Source organism: Kribbella sp. CWNU-51 (assembly GCF_054073265.1).
Genome location: NZ_JBSXMZ010000057.1, coordinates 40,044 through 55,256, shown reverse-complemented (window position 1 = coordinate 55,256; position 15,213 = coordinate 40,044). Strand labels below are relative to the sequence as shown.

At 68.5% G+C, this 15,213-nt stretch carries 20 protein-coding genes; 13 read left to right on the top strand and 7 right to left on the bottom strand.

Annotation, left to right across the window (positions count from 1 at the left end; genetic code table 11):
• Nucleotides 1-110 precede the first annotated feature (110 nt).
• Nucleotides 111-737, top strand: coding sequence for a DUF2461 domain-containing protein (locus ACXC9Q_RS39255; protein WP_405071742.1), 627 nt, complete (start codon nucleotides 111-113; stop codon nucleotides 735-737).
• A 21-nt stretch (nucleotides 738-758) separates the two neighbouring features.
• On the opposite strand, the gene ACXC9Q_RS39250 is transcribed toward ACXC9Q_RS39255, so the two are convergent.
• A complete protein-coding gene (locus ACXC9Q_RS39250) occupies nucleotides 759-1,631 on the bottom strand; it encodes a helix-turn-helix domain-containing protein (protein WP_457061892.1) in 873 nt (290 codons plus the stop codon).
• Between the two features lie 449 nt (nucleotides 1,632-2,080).
• On the opposite strand from ACXC9Q_RS39250, the gene ACXC9Q_RS39245 reads away from it, so the two are divergent.
• The gene (locus ACXC9Q_RS39245; RefSeq protein WP_328523292.1) at nucleotides 2,081-2,275 is read left to right on the top strand and encodes a hypothetical protein; all 195 of its coding nucleotides are present in this window, start codon (nucleotides 2,081-2,083) and stop codon (nucleotides 2,273-2,275) included.
• Nucleotides 2,276-2,304: 29 nt separating this feature from the next.
• Entirely contained in the window at nucleotides 2,305-2,490 is a 186-nt protein-coding gene (locus ACXC9Q_RS39240; protein WP_130383591.1) for a hypothetical protein, read from the top strand.
• A gap of 228 nt (nucleotides 2,491-2,718) precedes the next feature.
• On the opposite strand, the gene ACXC9Q_RS39235 is transcribed toward ACXC9Q_RS39240, so the two are convergent.
• On the bottom strand, nucleotides 2,719-2,952 hold the full coding sequence (locus ACXC9Q_RS39235; protein ID WP_457061890.1) for a DUF397 domain-containing protein: 234 nt from the start codon (nucleotides 2,950-2,952) through the stop codon (nucleotides 2,719-2,721).
• A gap of 298 nt (nucleotides 2,953-3,250) precedes the next feature.
• Here ACXC9Q_RS39235 and ACXC9Q_RS39230 point away from each other — a divergent pair, with 298 nt between their 5' ends.
• Nucleotides 3,251-4,099, top strand: coding sequence for a SigB/SigF/SigG family RNA polymerase sigma factor (locus ACXC9Q_RS39230; protein ID WP_457061888.1), 849 nt, complete (start codon nucleotides 3,251-3,253; stop codon nucleotides 4,097-4,099).
• Here the strand turns inward: ACXC9Q_RS39230 and ACXC9Q_RS39225 are convergent.
• Nucleotides 4,096-4,467 carry a nuclear transport factor 2 family protein gene (locus tag ACXC9Q_RS39225; RefSeq protein ID WP_457061886.1) on the bottom strand — a complete coding sequence of 124 codons (372 nt, stop codon included), beginning with the start codon at nucleotides 4,465-4,467 and terminating at the stop codon, nucleotides 4,096-4,098. The genes ACXC9Q_RS39230 and ACXC9Q_RS39225 overlap by 4 nt on opposite strands.
• Nucleotides 4,468-4,575: 108 nt before the next feature.
• Here ACXC9Q_RS39225 and ACXC9Q_RS39220 point away from each other — a divergent pair, with 108 nt between their 5' ends.
• From ACXC9Q_RS39220 to ACXC9Q_RS39185, 8 genes are all read left to right on the top strand, one after another.
• A complete protein-coding gene (locus tag ACXC9Q_RS39220; RefSeq protein WP_457061884.1) occupies nucleotides 4,576-5,316 on the top strand; it encodes a hypothetical protein in 741 nt (246 codons plus the stop codon).
• Nucleotides 5,317-5,357: 41 nt separating this feature from the next.
• The gene (locus ACXC9Q_RS39215; protein ID WP_457061882.1) at nucleotides 5,358-6,476 is read left to right on the top strand and encodes an NAD(P)/FAD-dependent oxidoreductase; all 1,119 of its coding nucleotides are present in this window, start codon (nucleotides 5,358-5,360) and stop codon (nucleotides 6,474-6,476) included.
• 90 nt (nucleotides 6,477-6,566) lie between these two features.
• Nucleotides 6,567-6,935 (top strand): YciI family protein, encoded by a 369-nt coding sequence (locus ACXC9Q_RS39210; protein WP_457061881.1) that lies wholly within the window; start codon nucleotides 6,567-6,569, stop codon nucleotides 6,933-6,935.
• Nucleotides 6,932-7,774 carry an RNA polymerase sigma factor gene (locus ACXC9Q_RS39205; protein WP_457061879.1) on the top strand — a complete coding sequence of 281 codons (843 nt, stop codon included), beginning with the start codon at nucleotides 6,932-6,934 and terminating at the stop codon, nucleotides 7,772-7,774. The genes ACXC9Q_RS39210 and ACXC9Q_RS39205 overlap by 4 nt, the downstream gene beginning before the upstream one ends.
• On the top strand, nucleotides 7,771-7,938 hold the full coding sequence (locus ACXC9Q_RS39200; protein ID WP_457061877.1) for a hypothetical protein: 168 nt from the start codon (nucleotides 7,771-7,773) through the stop codon (nucleotides 7,936-7,938). Before ACXC9Q_RS39205 ends, ACXC9Q_RS39200 begins: the two co-directional genes overlap by 4 nt.
• A 31-nt stretch (nucleotides 7,939-7,969) precedes the next feature.
• The gene (locus tag ACXC9Q_RS39195; protein ID WP_457061876.1) at nucleotides 7,970-8,986 is read left to right on the top strand and encodes a zinc-dependent alcohol dehydrogenase family protein; all 1,017 of its coding nucleotides are present in this window, start codon (nucleotides 7,970-7,972) and stop codon (nucleotides 8,984-8,986) included.
• Between the two features lie 198 nt (nucleotides 8,987-9,184).
• Nucleotides 9,185-9,448: a hypothetical protein gene (locus ACXC9Q_RS39190; protein WP_457061875.1), complete on the top strand. Its 264-nt coding sequence runs from the start codon at nucleotides 9,185-9,187 to the stop codon at nucleotides 9,446-9,448.
• A gap of 56 nt (nucleotides 9,449-9,504) precedes the next feature.
• On the top strand, nucleotides 9,505-10,323 hold the full coding sequence (locus ACXC9Q_RS39185; protein WP_457061874.1) for a MerR family transcriptional regulator: 819 nt from the start codon (nucleotides 9,505-9,507) through the stop codon (nucleotides 10,321-10,323).
• Here ACXC9Q_RS39185 and ACXC9Q_RS39180 read toward each other — a convergent pair.
• Nucleotides 10,320-11,843, bottom strand: coding sequence for an alpha-N-arabinofuranosidase (locus ACXC9Q_RS39180; RefSeq protein ID WP_457061872.1), 1,524 nt, complete (start codon nucleotides 11,841-11,843; stop codon nucleotides 10,320-10,322). The two genes, ACXC9Q_RS39185 and ACXC9Q_RS39180, sit on opposite strands and share 4 nt — an antisense overlap.
• A gap of 33 nt (nucleotides 11,844-11,876) precedes the next feature.
• On the opposite strand from ACXC9Q_RS39180, the gene ACXC9Q_RS39175 reads away from it, so the two are divergent.
• Nucleotides 11,877-12,926: a LacI family DNA-binding transcriptional regulator gene (locus ACXC9Q_RS39175; RefSeq protein ID WP_457061871.1), complete on the top strand. Its 1,050-nt coding sequence runs from the start codon at nucleotides 11,877-11,879 to the stop codon at nucleotides 12,924-12,926.
• 106 nt (nucleotides 12,927-13,032) lie between these two features.
• Here the strand turns inward: ACXC9Q_RS39175 and ACXC9Q_RS39170 are convergent, their stop codons facing one another.
• From ACXC9Q_RS39170 to ACXC9Q_RS39160, 3 genes are all read right to left on the bottom strand, one after another.
• Complete coding sequence (locus tag ACXC9Q_RS39170; RefSeq protein WP_457061869.1) at nucleotides 13,033-14,010, bottom strand: aldo/keto reductase; 978 nt, start codon at nucleotides 14,008-14,010, stop codon at nucleotides 13,033-13,035.
• A 77-nt stretch (nucleotides 14,011-14,087) separates the two neighbouring features.
• Nucleotides 14,088-14,606 (bottom strand): SRPBCC family protein, encoded by a 519-nt coding sequence (locus ACXC9Q_RS39165; protein WP_457061868.1) that lies wholly within the window; start codon nucleotides 14,604-14,606, stop codon nucleotides 14,088-14,090.
• Nucleotides 14,603-15,175: a TetR/AcrR family transcriptional regulator gene (locus ACXC9Q_RS39160; RefSeq protein ID WP_457061867.1), complete on the bottom strand. Its 573-nt coding sequence runs from the start codon at nucleotides 15,173-15,175 to the stop codon at nucleotides 14,603-14,605. Before ACXC9Q_RS39160 ends, ACXC9Q_RS39165 begins: the two co-directional genes overlap by 4 nt.
• Between the last annotated feature and the right edge of the window lie 38 nt (nucleotides 15,176-15,213).

Here is a 15,213-nt window from a genome sequence, read left to right as displayed (position 1 = left end):
GATGCCTATGCGCCGAACTATCGTGGCGCTGTGAAGGAGCGAAGCGAGTTCACCATCAAACACAGCGTGGTTCGTGCCTCATCCGCGCCCGGAGCGAAGCGAGGACGTGGATGAGCTTCACCGGGTTTCCGGCGGCGGCGCTGGACTTCTACGACGACCTCGAGATGGACAACACCAAGAGCTTCTGGACGGCGCACAAGCACGTCTACGAGGAGTCGGTGAAGGCCCCGATGGCCGCATTGCTCGCGGAACTCGAACCGGACTTCGGTCCGGCGAAGCTGTTCCGGCCGTACCGTGACGTCCGGTTCGCGAAGGACAAGACGCCGTACAAGACGCATCAGGGCGCGTTCATCGACGTCGCTCCGGCGACCGGCTGGTACGTCCAGCTCGGGGCGCCCGGCGTCCGGGTCGCGGCCGGGTTCTACGAGGCGAACTCGGAGCGGCTGGCCCGGGTCCGGACCGCGATCGACGACGACCGGCGCGGCAGGCAACTGGAGAAGCTGCTGGCCAAGCTCACCGCGGCCGGCTGGACGGTCGGCGGGGACCGGCTGAAGACGAGCCCCCGCGGGTACGACGCGGAGCACCCGAGGATCGACCTGCTCCGGCACAAGTCCCTGACGGTCAGCAAGTCCTACGGCTTCGAGCCCGTCATCCACAAGCCGGAGCTGGCCGGCCAGATCCGCGCGGACTGGAAGGCCACCCGGCCACTCATCACCTGGCTGACCGACAACACCTGACCGCCGGCGGGACGCCCGGGATCAGCGGTCGAAGTCGCGGCGGATCCCGGCGAGGATGTCTCGCGTCTTGTTCGGCGGCGGGGCCGCGACGCAGAGGGCCTCCATCGTGGCCGTGTACTGGTCGAGGTCCTCGAGCTTGTCCAGGTACAGCGCGCTGGTCAGGTGCTCGATGTAGACGATGTCCGGCAGGTCCTGCTCCGGGAACCGCAGGATGCTGTAGGCGCCACCAGTCGCCGCGTGGCCGCCGGAGTCGAACTTCATCACCTGCAGCGTGATGTTCGGCAGGTGGGTCGCCTCGATCAGCGAGTCCAGTTGCATGATCATCGCCTTCACGCCGCCGATCGGCCGGCGCAGCACCGACTCGTCGACGACGGCCCAGAGGCGGACCGGATTCGGCCGGGTCAGGACTTCCTGCCGGTTCACCCGGAGGGCGACCCGCCGCTCGACCTCCTCGGCCGGGATCAGCCCACGACCGAGCTGGACGACCGCGCGCACGTAGTCCGTGGTCTGCAGCAGACCGGGGACGAACTGGAGCTCATAGGTACGGATCAGCGCGGCCGCTGCCTCGAGCCCGAGATAGGAGTGGAACCAGCTCGGCAGCACGTCGCCGAAGCGGTGCCACCAGCCGGGGTTGTTCGCCTCACGGGCGAGGGCGAGCAGCCGCTCGCGCTCTTCGCCGTCATCCAGGCCGTACAGCGTCAGCAGGTCGCCGACGTCTCGTTCCTTGAAGCCGACGCGGCCCAGCTCCATCCGGCTGACCTTGGATTCCGATGATCGGATCTCCCACCCTGCGTCGGATCGGCTGATCCCAGCCGCGTCCCGCATCCGCCGTAGGTGCGCTCCGAGAATGATGCGAAGCGCGGTCGGTCCGCTCTGCGCGCCCGACTCGGTCACACCCACCTCCCACAGCCCCCACCGGTCTGATCAGCGGCAACATCGCCCGCAGTACACATCATCGCACGCTCAGGAGCGAATCTGCCGAAGTTCTTACATATCAGCAGCGAATCCGGACCGACAATCACGCGCCGTAACAGTAGCCGATGCGCAACGCCGCAGTTTGTCCGGACATAATAGCCCGTTTCGAGCTGAGGCGAACACCGTTCGACGGCCCTCGATCCAGCCCTCGGCAGGCGGAAACCGCGGCTTTGTGGTCTCGATATGGAAAACGTGCGGATGCACGTGCATCTGACGCTTGCATTCGAAGCGTGCTGACGCCATGATTGATTCATACACAGAAGGTGAGCCAGATCTCGCGATACGTAACATTGCGTGATCTGGCAGGCCGGTCCTACAGGCCGCCGACGGCCCTCCCGTTGGCTTGACTGGTTGGGGAACCCGAGTCGATGAACGACGACGACAGTGAAACAGCCGAGCGCACCGCCCAGCTGGCCGGCGGCCGCGCGCCCGACGAACTGACGGAGCGGGAGATCCAGGCACTGGTCGCGCGTTGCCCTGAGCAACAGCGCTGGGCCTTCGAGGGCTGGCTGCGCGGTGTCCGCCACCTCGACGGAGACCCGATCGTGAGTCTCGCCCCATGACCACCGACAGAGCAGTAGGAGGCCGAAAGATGGTGCGGATCTGGCTGGGAGACCACCTGATCGCCGAGTATGTCGCCGAGCCGGACCGCGCGTCGCGGTACCAGCGGGTGATGACGCCGAAGTTCACCGGATTGCGTATCACCGTTGACAATGCGGCCACCGGCAAGGCTTCCGAACTGCCCAGCGAACAACTCTGGCCGCTCACCGTCCAGTAGCCCGTTCGACCCCTCCCGGTAACACGAAGGCCGGCCCTCGTCCGAGGGTCGGCCTTCGTCGTTCCTTGGTGCGGCGTTCACCCGATGCCCGCCCGCTCGGGTGGGGCGGCCGGCCGCACGTGAGGTTTTGCTGCCGACCGCCGTACTCGGCTTTCGCCGTCGCAGCGGACAACGGAAGAGGCCCCTTCGTCACTCGCCTGGCGAAGGGGCCTCTTGCTTCCGGTTCCGTCAGGCGAGGTAGTCGAACTCGCCGTCGTGAACGCCGCCGAGGAACGCCTCGATCTCGGCCTTGGTGAACACCAGTGCCGGGCCGCCGGTGTGACGCGAGTTCCGCATCGCCACGCCACCGTCCGCCAGTTTCGCTACCTCGACACAGTTGCCGTTGGGGCCACTCCGCTGGCTCTTGCGCCAGATCAGCTCGCTGATCGAGTCGCCGGGCATGCCGTTGTAGACAGCAGTCATCAGCTGCACCTTCCGTACGTCTTTGGCATATGCACGTGCATTTGGCCTTGCATTTGCATCGTACACGTTTCGGGGCCGGGTGTCCGCCCCCTTACGTGTAGTGATCAGGACAGGCTCAAACGCGCGTTGCAAACCATCCCGAGGTCGCGATCGGTGACAGGAATCCCCGGTACGACGCCGGCTGGGCAGGCGGACCCGGGATGCATGGAATCGCCGCAGATGGGTACCAACCAGACGCAGGCATGACCGTGGTTCAGCGAAGTGCCACGCCGTGACAAGAGTCGCGAGGTCATACCAAATGAATACGAGCACCGTGTTGTTCGCCACCGCCCCGTCCCGGTCAGGACGGACCTCCACCAGCTGCACGACCCCGGCCGATCGGGCCGCCCGGGAAGCAGCCACCAGGGAACTGATGGAACGCAGGGCTACCTGCACCGACGAAGCCGAGCGGCAACGCCTGCTCGAGGAAGTCGTCGAACTCAACCTCGAGATGGCCCGGGGGATCGCGCGCCGGTTCCGCGGCCGCGGCGCCGAGGCCGACGATCTGGAGCAGGTCGCCTACCTGGGTCTGGTCAAGGCCGCGCATCACTACCGGCTCGACGCGGACACCCCGTTCATCGGGTTCGCCATTCCGACCATCCGCGGCGAGGTCAAGCGGTACTTCCGCGACTGCGCCTGGACGGTCCGGATCCCGCGCCGGCTGCAGGAGATGCAGGGCACGATCGCGACCAAGCTGCCGGAGCTCGAGCAGGAGCTGAACCGGGAGCCGACGCCGAGCGAGATCGCCGAGCACCTCGAGGTCGACGTCACCGAGGTCGAGCAGGCGCTCGCCGCCAAGGGCTGCTTCAACGTGCTCTCGCTGGACCGGCCGGCCGAGGTCGACGCCGAACTGACGCTGGCCGACGTGGTCGCCGATGTCGATGACGGAAGCATCGATCAGCTGGAGACGGTCGAGATGTTGCAGCCGGTGCTGGCAGATCTCGGTGAGCGCGAGCGGCGGATCCTGCAACTGCGCTTCGTCGAGGGCTGGACCCAGTCGGAGATCGGGAACGACATCGGCGTCAGCCAGATGCAGGTCTCCCGGGTGCTGCGCAAGATTCTCGACGACCTGCGCGACAAGCTCGCTCCGCTGCCGGCTGCCGCCTAACCGTTGCCCGAGGCGACATCTGCCGGAGTGCCTTGGTGGTAGTAGAGGCGCCAGGTGCCGTCGGTCCGCCGCCACAGTGAACTGCGGCGGACCGGGGTGCCGCCGGTACGGCGGGACACATAGGTGACGTGGACGAGGTCGTCGGCCAACTGGACGCCGGCGACCTCGGTCGCGTGGATCGGTTCGGGGTCGGTGATCTCACCGCTGCCGAGCGCGGCCACCATCGCCGCCCGGTCCCAGCGGCGACCGGACGCGCCCACCTCGACGAAATCCGGATCCAGCAACGCTTCGACCGCCTGCGCCGACGACCGGACGTCCGGCCGCAACAGACTCAGCTCCGCCTCGACAACCATCCCCACCTGGTCCATTCCACCCACCCTATGGCGACTCGCCCGCAGTGGATGGTTACCGAGGGTGCAGGGTAGCGGCACAATGGGGGAAAACGAGGGGATGAGTCGTTGTTCCTGGCGTTGCGGATGATCAGGACGGTGCCCGCGGACGCGGTCGCCGTGGTCCGCGCGTACCCGCGCATTGTGGTGTGCTTCGCGGCCGCCCTGACCGGCACCGCGCTGGTGTTCGACGTTTTCTATCTCGTTGCGAGTCCCGGTCTCACGTTGGCGCTGGTCTATACGGTGCCGGTTCTGGCGGGTCTGATCGCCGGGCTGGTGGCGGCGGCTGACGATGTCGGCCTCGACCGGGCAGTGCTGCTCCGCACGACCGGCCTGGCCGTTGCCCTCGGCATCACCAACGCGATCGTGGTCGCGATGATCGCCGCGATGCGTCGTACCGATCCGTCGAACTGGGCGTCCGGTGGTCAGTCGGTGCTGTTCGCCGGTTGCACGGTGTTGGCGGTCGCGGTGTCGATCGTTGCCTGCCGCAAGCTGATCGATGCGCTCGGCATCGAGTTGCGGACGAAGTTGCCGCGTCGCCCGGTCCGGGTCCCGATCGCCGCGGTGCGGGTGGCGGCGCCGGTGTCGCGCGCGAGCAAGGAGTCGGCGGCCCGGGCCAAGCCGGTCCAGGTGGTCGCGCCGCCGCCGGTCGATGAGGAGACCATCGAGGTCTTCGTCCCGCCGCCACCGCGGGTGGTCGATCTCGACGAGGCCCGCCCGGTCGGTTCGTTGGGTCAGTCCAGTGGTCACGCGGATCGGCCGGTCCCGCGCCCGCGCCGGACCGGCTCCCGCGGTCCCAACAAGCCAGGCAGGCGTCCCGGCAGCTAGCAGGTCGTGCCCGCTGCCACACTGGGAGGGATCTGCGGGAGGTGCCTGTGTGGGATCTGGTGGTCGTCGGAGCCGGCCCGGCGGGGGCTTCGGCTGCGCTCGGCGCGCTGGCGGCCGACCCGAGCCTCTCGGTGCTGATGCTCGATCGGCACGACTTCCCGCGGGACAAGGCCTGTGGTGACGGGATCGCTCCGCACGTGCTCGATCTACTGGCGGGAGTCGGCGTCACCGGCATCGTCGACGACTGGACGCCGGTACGACGGTTCGCCCTGACCCGGGGCGACGTCGGAGTCGACCGGGACATGGCCCGGCCGAACTGGGTGGTGCCACGGGCCGTCTTCGATCATCGACTGGCGGACGCGGCCCAGACAGCCGGTGCGCAGCTCGTCCGCCGACGGGTCCGTGGTCTCGAGATCCAAGGGCAGGCGGTGCTGGTGGATGGCGAGGTCGACGCCCGGTTCGTCGTCGGCGCTGATGGTGCGCATTCCGTCGTACGGCGGGATCTCGGAGTGAAGCCGGGTCCGGTGGCGCTGGCGATCCGCGGGTATGCGCCGACGCCGACTGCGCGGGAAGCGAGTCAGGTGATCGCGTACGGCCCGGGGCGGCAGCCGTCGTACGCGTGGTCCTTCGACCGTGGCGACGGCTGGTCGAACGTCGGGTACGGCGAACAGCTGACCAGCGACCGGCCCCGTCCGACCCGGGCCGACCTACTTGCGCACCTGGAAGCCCTGCTGCCAGGCGCGTCCGACGGCGGGAAGTCCTGGTGGGGACACCATCTACCACTGTCCGGATGGACCTGGCGTCCGACGGCGGGCCGGGTGATGCTGGCGGGCGACGCCGCCGGGTTGATCAACCCGATGACGGGCGAGGGCATCTACTACGCCGTCGCGACCGGTCTGCTTGCCGGCCGCGCGGTCGCCAATGCTCTGCGGGCAGACAGTGCCGATGCGGGTACGTCGTACCGTCGCCGAACGGCTCGCCTTCTCGCCAGGCATCTCCGGCACACCGCCCTCACCGCCCAACTCACCCGCTCCGGCCGGGTCCTCGACGCAGGCATCCGCGCGGCCGCCGCCGACCAGCGCATCTTCGACGACCTGGTCGAGCTGGGCCTGGCCGACGGCCTGATCACCCGCCGCCTGTTGCGCGGCCTGATGTCGTAGAAAAGAAGTCCGCGGATCATGTCGAAACGGCTCCGAGAGCTTCGAGGTGTCGGTGCAAGCAGGTGACCGACTACTGAAGGGAAGAGCGTCATGAAGTATCTGTTGCTGGCCTACACCAAGCAGGCCGACTGGGACACGGTGGACGTGACGAGCCCGGAGTTCCTGGCGGCGTGTGCGTTCTACGAGGAGCTGGGTGCCGAGCTGACCGCATCCGGTGAGCTGTTGTCGACCGAGGGCCTGGCCCATCCGGCCCTGTCGCACACCGTCCGCAGGGGTGTGGACGGGCCGATCGCCAGCGAGGGGCCGTTCGCCGAGTCCAAGGAGGTGCTGGTCAGCTTCGCGGTCGTGGACTGTGACAGCCACGACCGGGTGATGGCCATCGCCACCCGAATCACCGGCGCCGTCGGCGACGCCGTCGAGGTCCGGCCGATCATGGCAGGCCCGCCCGAACAACCATGATCGAGCAGATCTGGCGAGATCTGACCCCGCAGGTCCTGGGCGCGCTGGTGCGGCGGTACGGGCACTTCGAGTCCTGTGAGGACGCGGTCCAGGAGGCGTTGCTGGTGGCCGCCACGCAGTGGCCGGAGCAAGGTGTCCCGGATGAGCCGAAGACGTGGCTCATCCGGGTCGCCTCCCGGCGGCTGATCGACATCCTCCGCAACGAGGAAGCACGCCGGCACCGGGAGGACGCCGTACGCGTTCCGGATATCGCTCCCGAGCCGGCCGCGGGGCCGGACGACTCGCTGACCTTGCTGTTCCTGTGTTGCCATCCCACCTTGTCGACCGCGTCGCAGATCGCGCTGACGCTGCGCGCGGTCGGTGGTCTGACGACGACCGAGATCGCCGCCGCGTTGCTCACGCCGGAGGCAACGATGGGGCAGCGGATCAGCCGGGCCAAGCAGGAGGTCCGCGGTACGCCGTTCCGCTTGCCGGCCGAGTACGTCGAGCGGTTGGCCGCCGTACTCCAGGTGCTCTATCTGATCTTCAATGAGGGCTACACGGGTACGGCGGGGGAGCGGCTGAGCCGGGTCGAGTTGGCGCAGGAGGCGATCCGGCTGACCCGGATGCTGCACGCGATCCTGCCCGACGATGGCGAGGTCGCCGGTCTGCTCGCGCTGATGCTGCTGACCGATGCGCGGCGTGCTGCTCGTACGACGGCGGACGGGTTGCTGGTGCCGCTCGACGACCAGGACCGCGGGCTGTGGGATCAGCAGGCGATCGGGTCGCGGTCGCGAAGGTGCGCGGTCCGGCCGCGGGTCTCGCGTTGCTCGACACGTTGCGGGACGACGATCGCGTGACCCGGTCGCATCGCTATCCCGCCGTACGGGCGCATCTGCTCGATCTGCAGGGTGACGCCGACGCGGCGAAGGAGCTGTATTTGGCGGCCGCGAAGCTCGCCACGAATACCTCGGAGCAGCGCTATCTCAGGAATCGCGCAGCGCGTGGGGCTGCGTCGGGGTGAGGCGGCGCGCGTCGCCTGGGATGGTTGTTCTATGGGCGAGCTGATGGATGCATGGGCAGTGGAGCGGCCCGGCCCGATCGACGACGGGCCGTTGCGGAAGGTACGCCGTACCGTCCCGGAAGCCGGACCTGGTGAAGTGCTGGTGAAGGTGGAGGTCTGCGGGGTCTGCCGCACCGATCTGCACCTCTGCGAAGGCGACCTCGAGCCGCGGCGGCCCGGCGTCGTACCAGGGCATCAGGTCGTGGGTGCGGTGGTGGATCGCGGACCGCGGGCCGACCGGTTCGAGATCGGAGATCGGGTCGGGATCGCGTGGCTGCGGCGCACCTGTGGGGTCTGCGAGTTCTGCCGCGCCGGAGCCGAGAACCTCTGCCCGCTGTCGTCGTACACGGGCTGGGACGCGGACGGCGGATTCGCCGAGTACGCCGTCGTACCGCAGGACTACGCGTACGCGCTGCCGGCCGACCGTCCCGCGGAGGAACTCGCGCCGTTCCTGTGCGCCGGGATCATCGGCTACCGGTCACTCCTGCGGGCGAACCTCCCGCCGGGCGGCCGCCTCGGGATCTACGGCTTCGGCTCCAGCGCCCACCTCACCGCCCAGATCGCAACCGCCCAGGGCGCGGAGCTGTTCGTCATGACCCGCGGCGAACAGAACCGGGAGCTGGCCCGCTCCCTAGGTGCCGCGTACGTCGGGGAGACCGTCGACCGACCGCCCGTGCCACTGGACTCGGCGATCGTGTTCGCTCCGGCCGGCGACGTGGTCCCGTACGCCCTCGAAGCGCTCAAGCCTGGTGGAACTGTCGCGGTCGCCGGGATCTACCTGAGCGACGTACCGGTGCTGAACTACGAGCGCTATCTCTTCCACGAACGCGACCTGCGCAGCGTCACCTCCAACACCCGCCGCGACGGCGAGGAACTCTTCCGCCTCGTCGCCCGGCTGCCCGTCAGAGCCCACACCACCGCGGTGCCGTTCGGAGCGGTCGATCGGGCGCTGGCCGACGTCGCCCACGGCCGGGCCAGTGGTTCGCTGGTGGCTGTGCTCCCGGGGTGAACGGTTCCGGCCCGGAGATCGTTAGAACTGAGTGAAGATTCGATCGGGGGCCGGTTCCTGGCTTCAGCGGTAGCTGCTAGCTGCGTTAGATTTGATCAAATCTTGCCGAGCTACCAGGGAGCGTGAGTGCCGTATGCGGGATCTGACCAGGCAGGTGTGGTCGGTCCTTGCGGCTGGCGTCGCGCTGCGAGACGGGCAGTGCTGAGCAAGGTTCTCGGCGCAGTGGGTGTGGTCCTGCTGATCGCCGGGGCGGTGTTCGCCGTACGGCCGGTCCACGTCAACGGCGAGGCCTGCGGTTCGGTCTTCCAGCCCGAGAAGGGCATCACGCCGATGCAATGCGACGCCCGGCTGGGCAGTCGCAGCGACCTCGTCACCGGCCTCGGCGCCGGCGGCATCGCGGTCCTGCTCACCGGTTTCGCCGTCGTCGCCGTCCGCGACCGCCGGGCCCGCGTCACCTCCTGACCGTTCGCGGCAGGCAGGCTTGACCTTCACACAGTGTCAAGCCGGAAGGTGGGGGCATGTTCACCATCGGAGACTTCGCGGCGTTCGGGCAGGTATCGGCCCGGATGTTGCGGCACTACGACGCGATCGGACTGCTCCGGCCGGCGGTGGTCGACCCGGAGAGCGGGTACCGCTTCTACTCGGCCGACCAGCTGCGCAGGCTGAACCGGATCATCGCCCTGAAGGATCTGGGCTTCAGCCTGCAGCAGGTCGCGGAGATCGTCGACGCCAAGCTGTCCGCCGAGGAGTTGCGCGGCATGCTGCGATTGCGGCAGGCCCAGCTCGAGGCGGAGCTGGAGCGGAGCGCGTCGCGGTTGGTCAGTGTCGAGGCGAGGCTCCGGCTGATCGAGAAGGAAGGCCACATGCCCACTGACGACGTCGTTCTGAAACGCATCGCCCCGACCCGGGTCGCGGAGCTGTCCGCGATCTCACCCAGCTACGACGGCGAGGACATCGGACCGGTGCTGCAGCCGTTGTTCGGCCAGCTGTTCGAGCGCCTCGGCGAGGCCGGCGTGAACCCGTGCGGTTCGCCGGTCGCGTACTACGAGGACGCCGACGGGGACACGGTCCGTGTCCACGCCGCCGTACCCGTCGACACCGGGACAGCCGCCGGCGTCGACCTCGTCGATCTTCCCGAACTCACGCAGGCAGCGACCATCGTGCACAAGGGCGACATGATGGAGGCCGACCGCAGCATGCAGACGCTGGCCCGCTGGATCGAGGACAACGGCTACCGCAGTCAGGGGTACGCCCGGGAGGTCACACTCCAGTTCGACATGGACAACCCGGCCAACTGGGTGCACGAGTTCCAGATCCCGGTCACCAAGCCGAACTAGACGGCCGCACTGACCGTCGCGAAGGAGTGCGGCGGCAGCGTGACCCGCAGGCCGCGGGGCTCCGGTTCCACTCTGAGCCGAGCCGGAGCCACCGCGCCGGGTTCGCCGACCGTGTTGAAAGCCTGCGGCTTCGATGCCGTCAGCAACCGTCCGGACGGCTCCCGGATCTCGGCACCACGCAGATCCAGTACGACGTCCAGCGACGCAACTGGATCCAGATTGCTGATGGAGATCAGGGCCCGCCCGTCCTTCACCGAAGCCGAGGCCGACACCAACTCCATCGTCTCGCCATCCAGTTCGTACGGCGCCGGCTGCTCGACCACGTGCACCGGCACGGACACCGCGTCGTGGTGCCCCTTGTTCATCTCGAAGACGTGGTACGTCGGGGTCCGCACCAGACCGCCGTCGTCGTCGGTGAGGAGCATCGCCTGCAGCACGTTGACCGTCTGCGCGATGTTCGCCATCACCAGCCGCTCCGCGTGCCGGTGGAACACATCGAAGTGCAGGCTCGCCACCAGCGCGTCGCGCATCGCGTTCTGCTGGAACAGGAATCCGGGGTTCGTGCGCGGCTCGACATCCCACCAGGTGCCCCACTCGTCCAGCACCAGGCCGACCTTGCGCTCGGGGTCGTACGCGTCCATCACCGCGGAGTGGCCGCGGATGACCCGCTCGATGTCCTGCGCCTTGATGATGGTCCGGTAGTAGTCGGCGAGGTCGAAGTCGGTGGCGCTGCCCTTGTGCTCCCAGGTCCCGGCCACGGTGTAGTAGTGGAACGAGATCGCCTGGAAGATGTTCTTCGGGTCACGCCTGCAGCCCAGGCAGCTGATTGCCTTCATCAACGTTTCGGTCCACGCGAGGTTGTCATCGGCCGCACCCGCCGCGATGCGGTAGAGCTTGTTGTCGCCGTGGTCCCGGCAGAACGTCGCGTACCTTCGGGCGAGATCGGCGTACGCCTCGGCGCGCATGTTCCCGCCGCAGCCCCAGGCCTCGTTGCCGATACCCCAGAACGGGACCCTCCACGGTTCGTCGCGACCGTTGGCCTTGCGCCGGCGGACCATCGGGCTGTCGCCGTCGCGGGTCAGGTACTCGACCCACTCGCTCATCTCCTGCACGGTCCCACTGCCGACGTTCCCGTTCACGTACGGATCCGCGCCGAGCAACTCGCACAGGGCCATGAACTCATGGGTGCCGAAGTGGTTGTTCTCCTCGACGTTGCCCCAGTGGGTGTTGATCATCGACGGCCGCTCCGCCTTCGGCCCGATCCCGTCCTGCCAGTGGTATTCATCGGCGAAGCAGCCGCCCGGCCAGCGCAGGTTCGGGATCTGCAACGCCCGCAGCGCCTCGACCACGTCGAGCCGGATGCCGCCCTCGTGCGGGAGCTCTGAATCCTCACCGACGTAAAAGCCGCCGTAGATGCACCGGCCGAGGTGCTCGGCAAAGTGCCCGTACAGATGCCGGCTGATGGTCGGTCCTGGTACGTCGAGGTCGATCACGACGCGGGTCGACGATGTCGTGGACAAGGCTCAGCTCCTCGGTCTGTTTACAGTGTCGGCATGAAGCGAGCTTCCGCCGTGGTGACGATGGCCGATGTGGCGCGGTCCGCGGGGGTGTCCACGATGACCGTGTCGAACGTGATCAACGGGCGGCCGCGGGTCGGTGCGGCGACCCGGGAGCGGGTGCTGGCCACGATCAGCGACCTCGGGTACCAGGTCAACCTGGCCGCCCGGCACCTGCGCGCCGGCCGCACCGGCGTGGTCGGCCTCGCGGTCCCCGAGCTCGAGCGCCCGTACTTCGCCCAGCTGGCCGCGCGGCTCGCTGACCGGTTCGAGGGGCACGGGCTGCGGATCGTGATGGAGCGCACCGGCGCCAGCCGCGAGGGCGAGCTGGACGCGGTCGCCTTCTCCCGGCTGCGGATGTACGACGGCCTCATCCTCAGCGTGGTCGACATCGACCCGGCCGAGCTGGCCCAGATCCGCACCGACGCACCGGTGGTGATGATCGGCGAGCGGGCGCAGCCGTCGCGCTTCGACCACGTGATGATGGACAACGTCGACGGCGCTCGGCAGGCGACCGCGCACCTGCTCGCCACCGGCGCCCGGCGGGTCGCCATGCTCGGCGGCAACCCCGACTCGACCGCGAACATGCCGGCCCTGCGGGCCGAGGGCTACGCGCTCGCGCACACCGAGGCCGGCGTACCGATGGATCCGGAGCTGACGGTCCGGTGCCAGTTCACGCTTGAAGCGGGGTACGGCGCGATCGGGTCGTTGCTCGATCGCGGCATCACTTTCGATGCCGTCTTCGCGCTGACCGACGTGACCGCGATGGGTGCGCTCCGGGCGCTGGCCGATGCCGGGCTGCGGGTGCCGGACGAGGTCCAGGTGGTGGGTTTCGACGACATCGACGAAGCGCCGTACCTGGTCCCGTCGCTGTCCAGCATCAATCCCGGCCACGAGGAGATGGCCGACGCGATCGTCGCACTGCTGATCGCTCAGCTCGGCGACGACCCGACCGGCGACTCGGGCGGTGGCGCGACCGGCGATCCGACCGAGCTGGTCGTGCCGGCCCGCCTGGTATTGCGCGGCACGACCAAACCCGCCGACTGACACCCGCGGCCCACCCATGTGGGTAGGTATATCGATAAACTCGGTCGACGACAAGACCTCGGCGCGACACCGTGGCCTGGACGGTGTCGCGCCGAGGGGTTCGGACCTAGGCCGCCAGCAGCTTGGCGATGTCGGTCATCTGGTCATCACTGAGCGGGCCGAGCTCCATCGCACCGGCGTTCTCCTCGGCCTGCGCGACCGTGCGGAAGCCCGGGATCGGCACCGTCCGCGGGCTCCGCGCCCACAGCCAGGCCAGCGCGCCCTGCGCCAGCGTCCGCCCGTCGCTCTCCAGTACGTCGCGGATCGCCGACACCTTGTCCCACCACTCCGGCGCCGGTACGCCGCCCTCGTCGAAGAACCGGAGCCACGACGGCGGCAGCGTGCGGATGTCCGCACCGGTCGCCGGCCGGTCCGCGGTCCGCCGACCGAGGATACCCATCCCCAACGGCGTCCGGTTGACGCTCGCCAGGTCGGCCTGCTCGCACAGCGCGAAGAAGTCCGAAGCGTCGTGCAGAACGCTGGCCTCGTGCTGGACCGCCGAGCAGTGCTCGCCTGCGGCGAAGAGCTCCGCGCTGTGCAGGGTATCGGTGCTCCAGGCGTAGCTGCGGATCAGTCCTTCGCGGACGAGGTCTTCACAGGCCTCGCGCAACGGCAGCGCGATCTCGTCGGCGGTGTCGAAGTGCAACTGGTAGAGATCGAGGTAGTCGGTGCCGAGCCGGTCCAGGGAGGCCCGGACGGCCTTGTGGACGTACTCGACCGAGGTGTCCTGGTGGTGCATGACCCGGGTCGACTCGTCGAACGTGTTGCCCCACTTGGTCGCGATGACCACCTGGTCACGGATCCCGGCCAGTGCCTTGCCGAGCACGCGTTCGCTGTGGCCGGCGCCGTACACATCAGCGGTGTCGAAGAACGTCACCCCGAGCTCGACGGCCCGCCGGATCGCCCGCACCGACTCGTCGTCGTCGACCTCGCCCCATCCCAACGGCTCGCCGGCCGGATTGCTGAACGGACCGCCGATCGCCCAGCACCCGAATCCGACCGGGCTGACCTCGATCCCTACTCGTCCCAACGTGCGCATCTCCATGCCCCAACCCAACCAGCGACTCGCTCATCCGTCCAATGCATCTTTCACCGGCATTCGATGCGTACGGCGTATGAGCTTCAGTAGCCGGTGGCACGGGCGGCCAGGGCGTGGTTCATCGCGACGAACTGCGGCTCGATGGTCTTGGTGAGCCACGACCGCGTGAACGGGATCGCCACGCCGCGGAACTTCTCCTCCTGGATCAGGCGGGTGTGGCCGTCCGGGAGCGCCTCGAGGCGGAAGGAATGCTCACCGTCGAAGATCCCGCCGGGCGGGACCTTACCGATCCAGCGGAGCTCCTTGTTCGGCTCGACCGCGAGCAACTTGGGGCTGAAGGTGGTCTCCGAGCCCTTCGTGTCGCGGAGCACGTTGGTGATCGTGCCGCCCTGGGTCAGGTCGCCGGTCGAGGAGACGATGAACGGATTCCACTCCGGGTAGGCCTGCCGGTCGGCGAGCACCTTCCAGACCTGCTCGGGGGTCGCGTCGACGACGAGCTCGGTGTGCAGGACGAGCGGCCGGACGATCGTGACGACCGTATAGCCGGCCAGCAGCACCACGAAGGTGCCGAGGGCAATGAAAAGCTTCTTTCTCTTCTTCATGACTGCTCCAGATCGGGGCCGAGGACGCTGTCGACCAGCTCCCTCGCGTAGACGGACGTGATCGGCTCGCCGGTGACGAGGAGTCGGTAGTACAGCGGCCCGATGAGCTGGTCGACCAGCACGGCGGGCGACGCGTGGCTGCGGACACGGCCGTCCGCCTGGGCCTGCGCAAGGACCGCGGTGACGGCGCGATGCCGCTCGGTCCAGAGGGCCCGGACACTCTCTCCGACTCGCGGCTCCCGGGCCGCGGCGGCGACGAGGTCGGCGATGAGTGTGACCGGCAGCGCGGTGAGGGTTGCGACGATCGCGGTGACCAGATCGGTCAGGTCGCGCCGCGTGTCCGCGGTCGGCTCGAACGGCACGGTGTCACGCAGACCGGCGATCATCGCGATCACCAGCTCGGCTTTGGTCGGCCAGCGCCGGTAGATCGTGGTCTTCGCCACCCCGGCCCGCTCCGCGACCCGGTCGACCGACATCCCGTCGTACCCGCGGGCCCGCATCTCGGCCATGGCGGCCTGCAGCACTCGTCCCTCCACCCCGGCATCCCGCGGCCGCCCTCGTCCCACCATCGCCGTCCTCTTTTCGCTACTGCGGTGTCGGAAAGAAC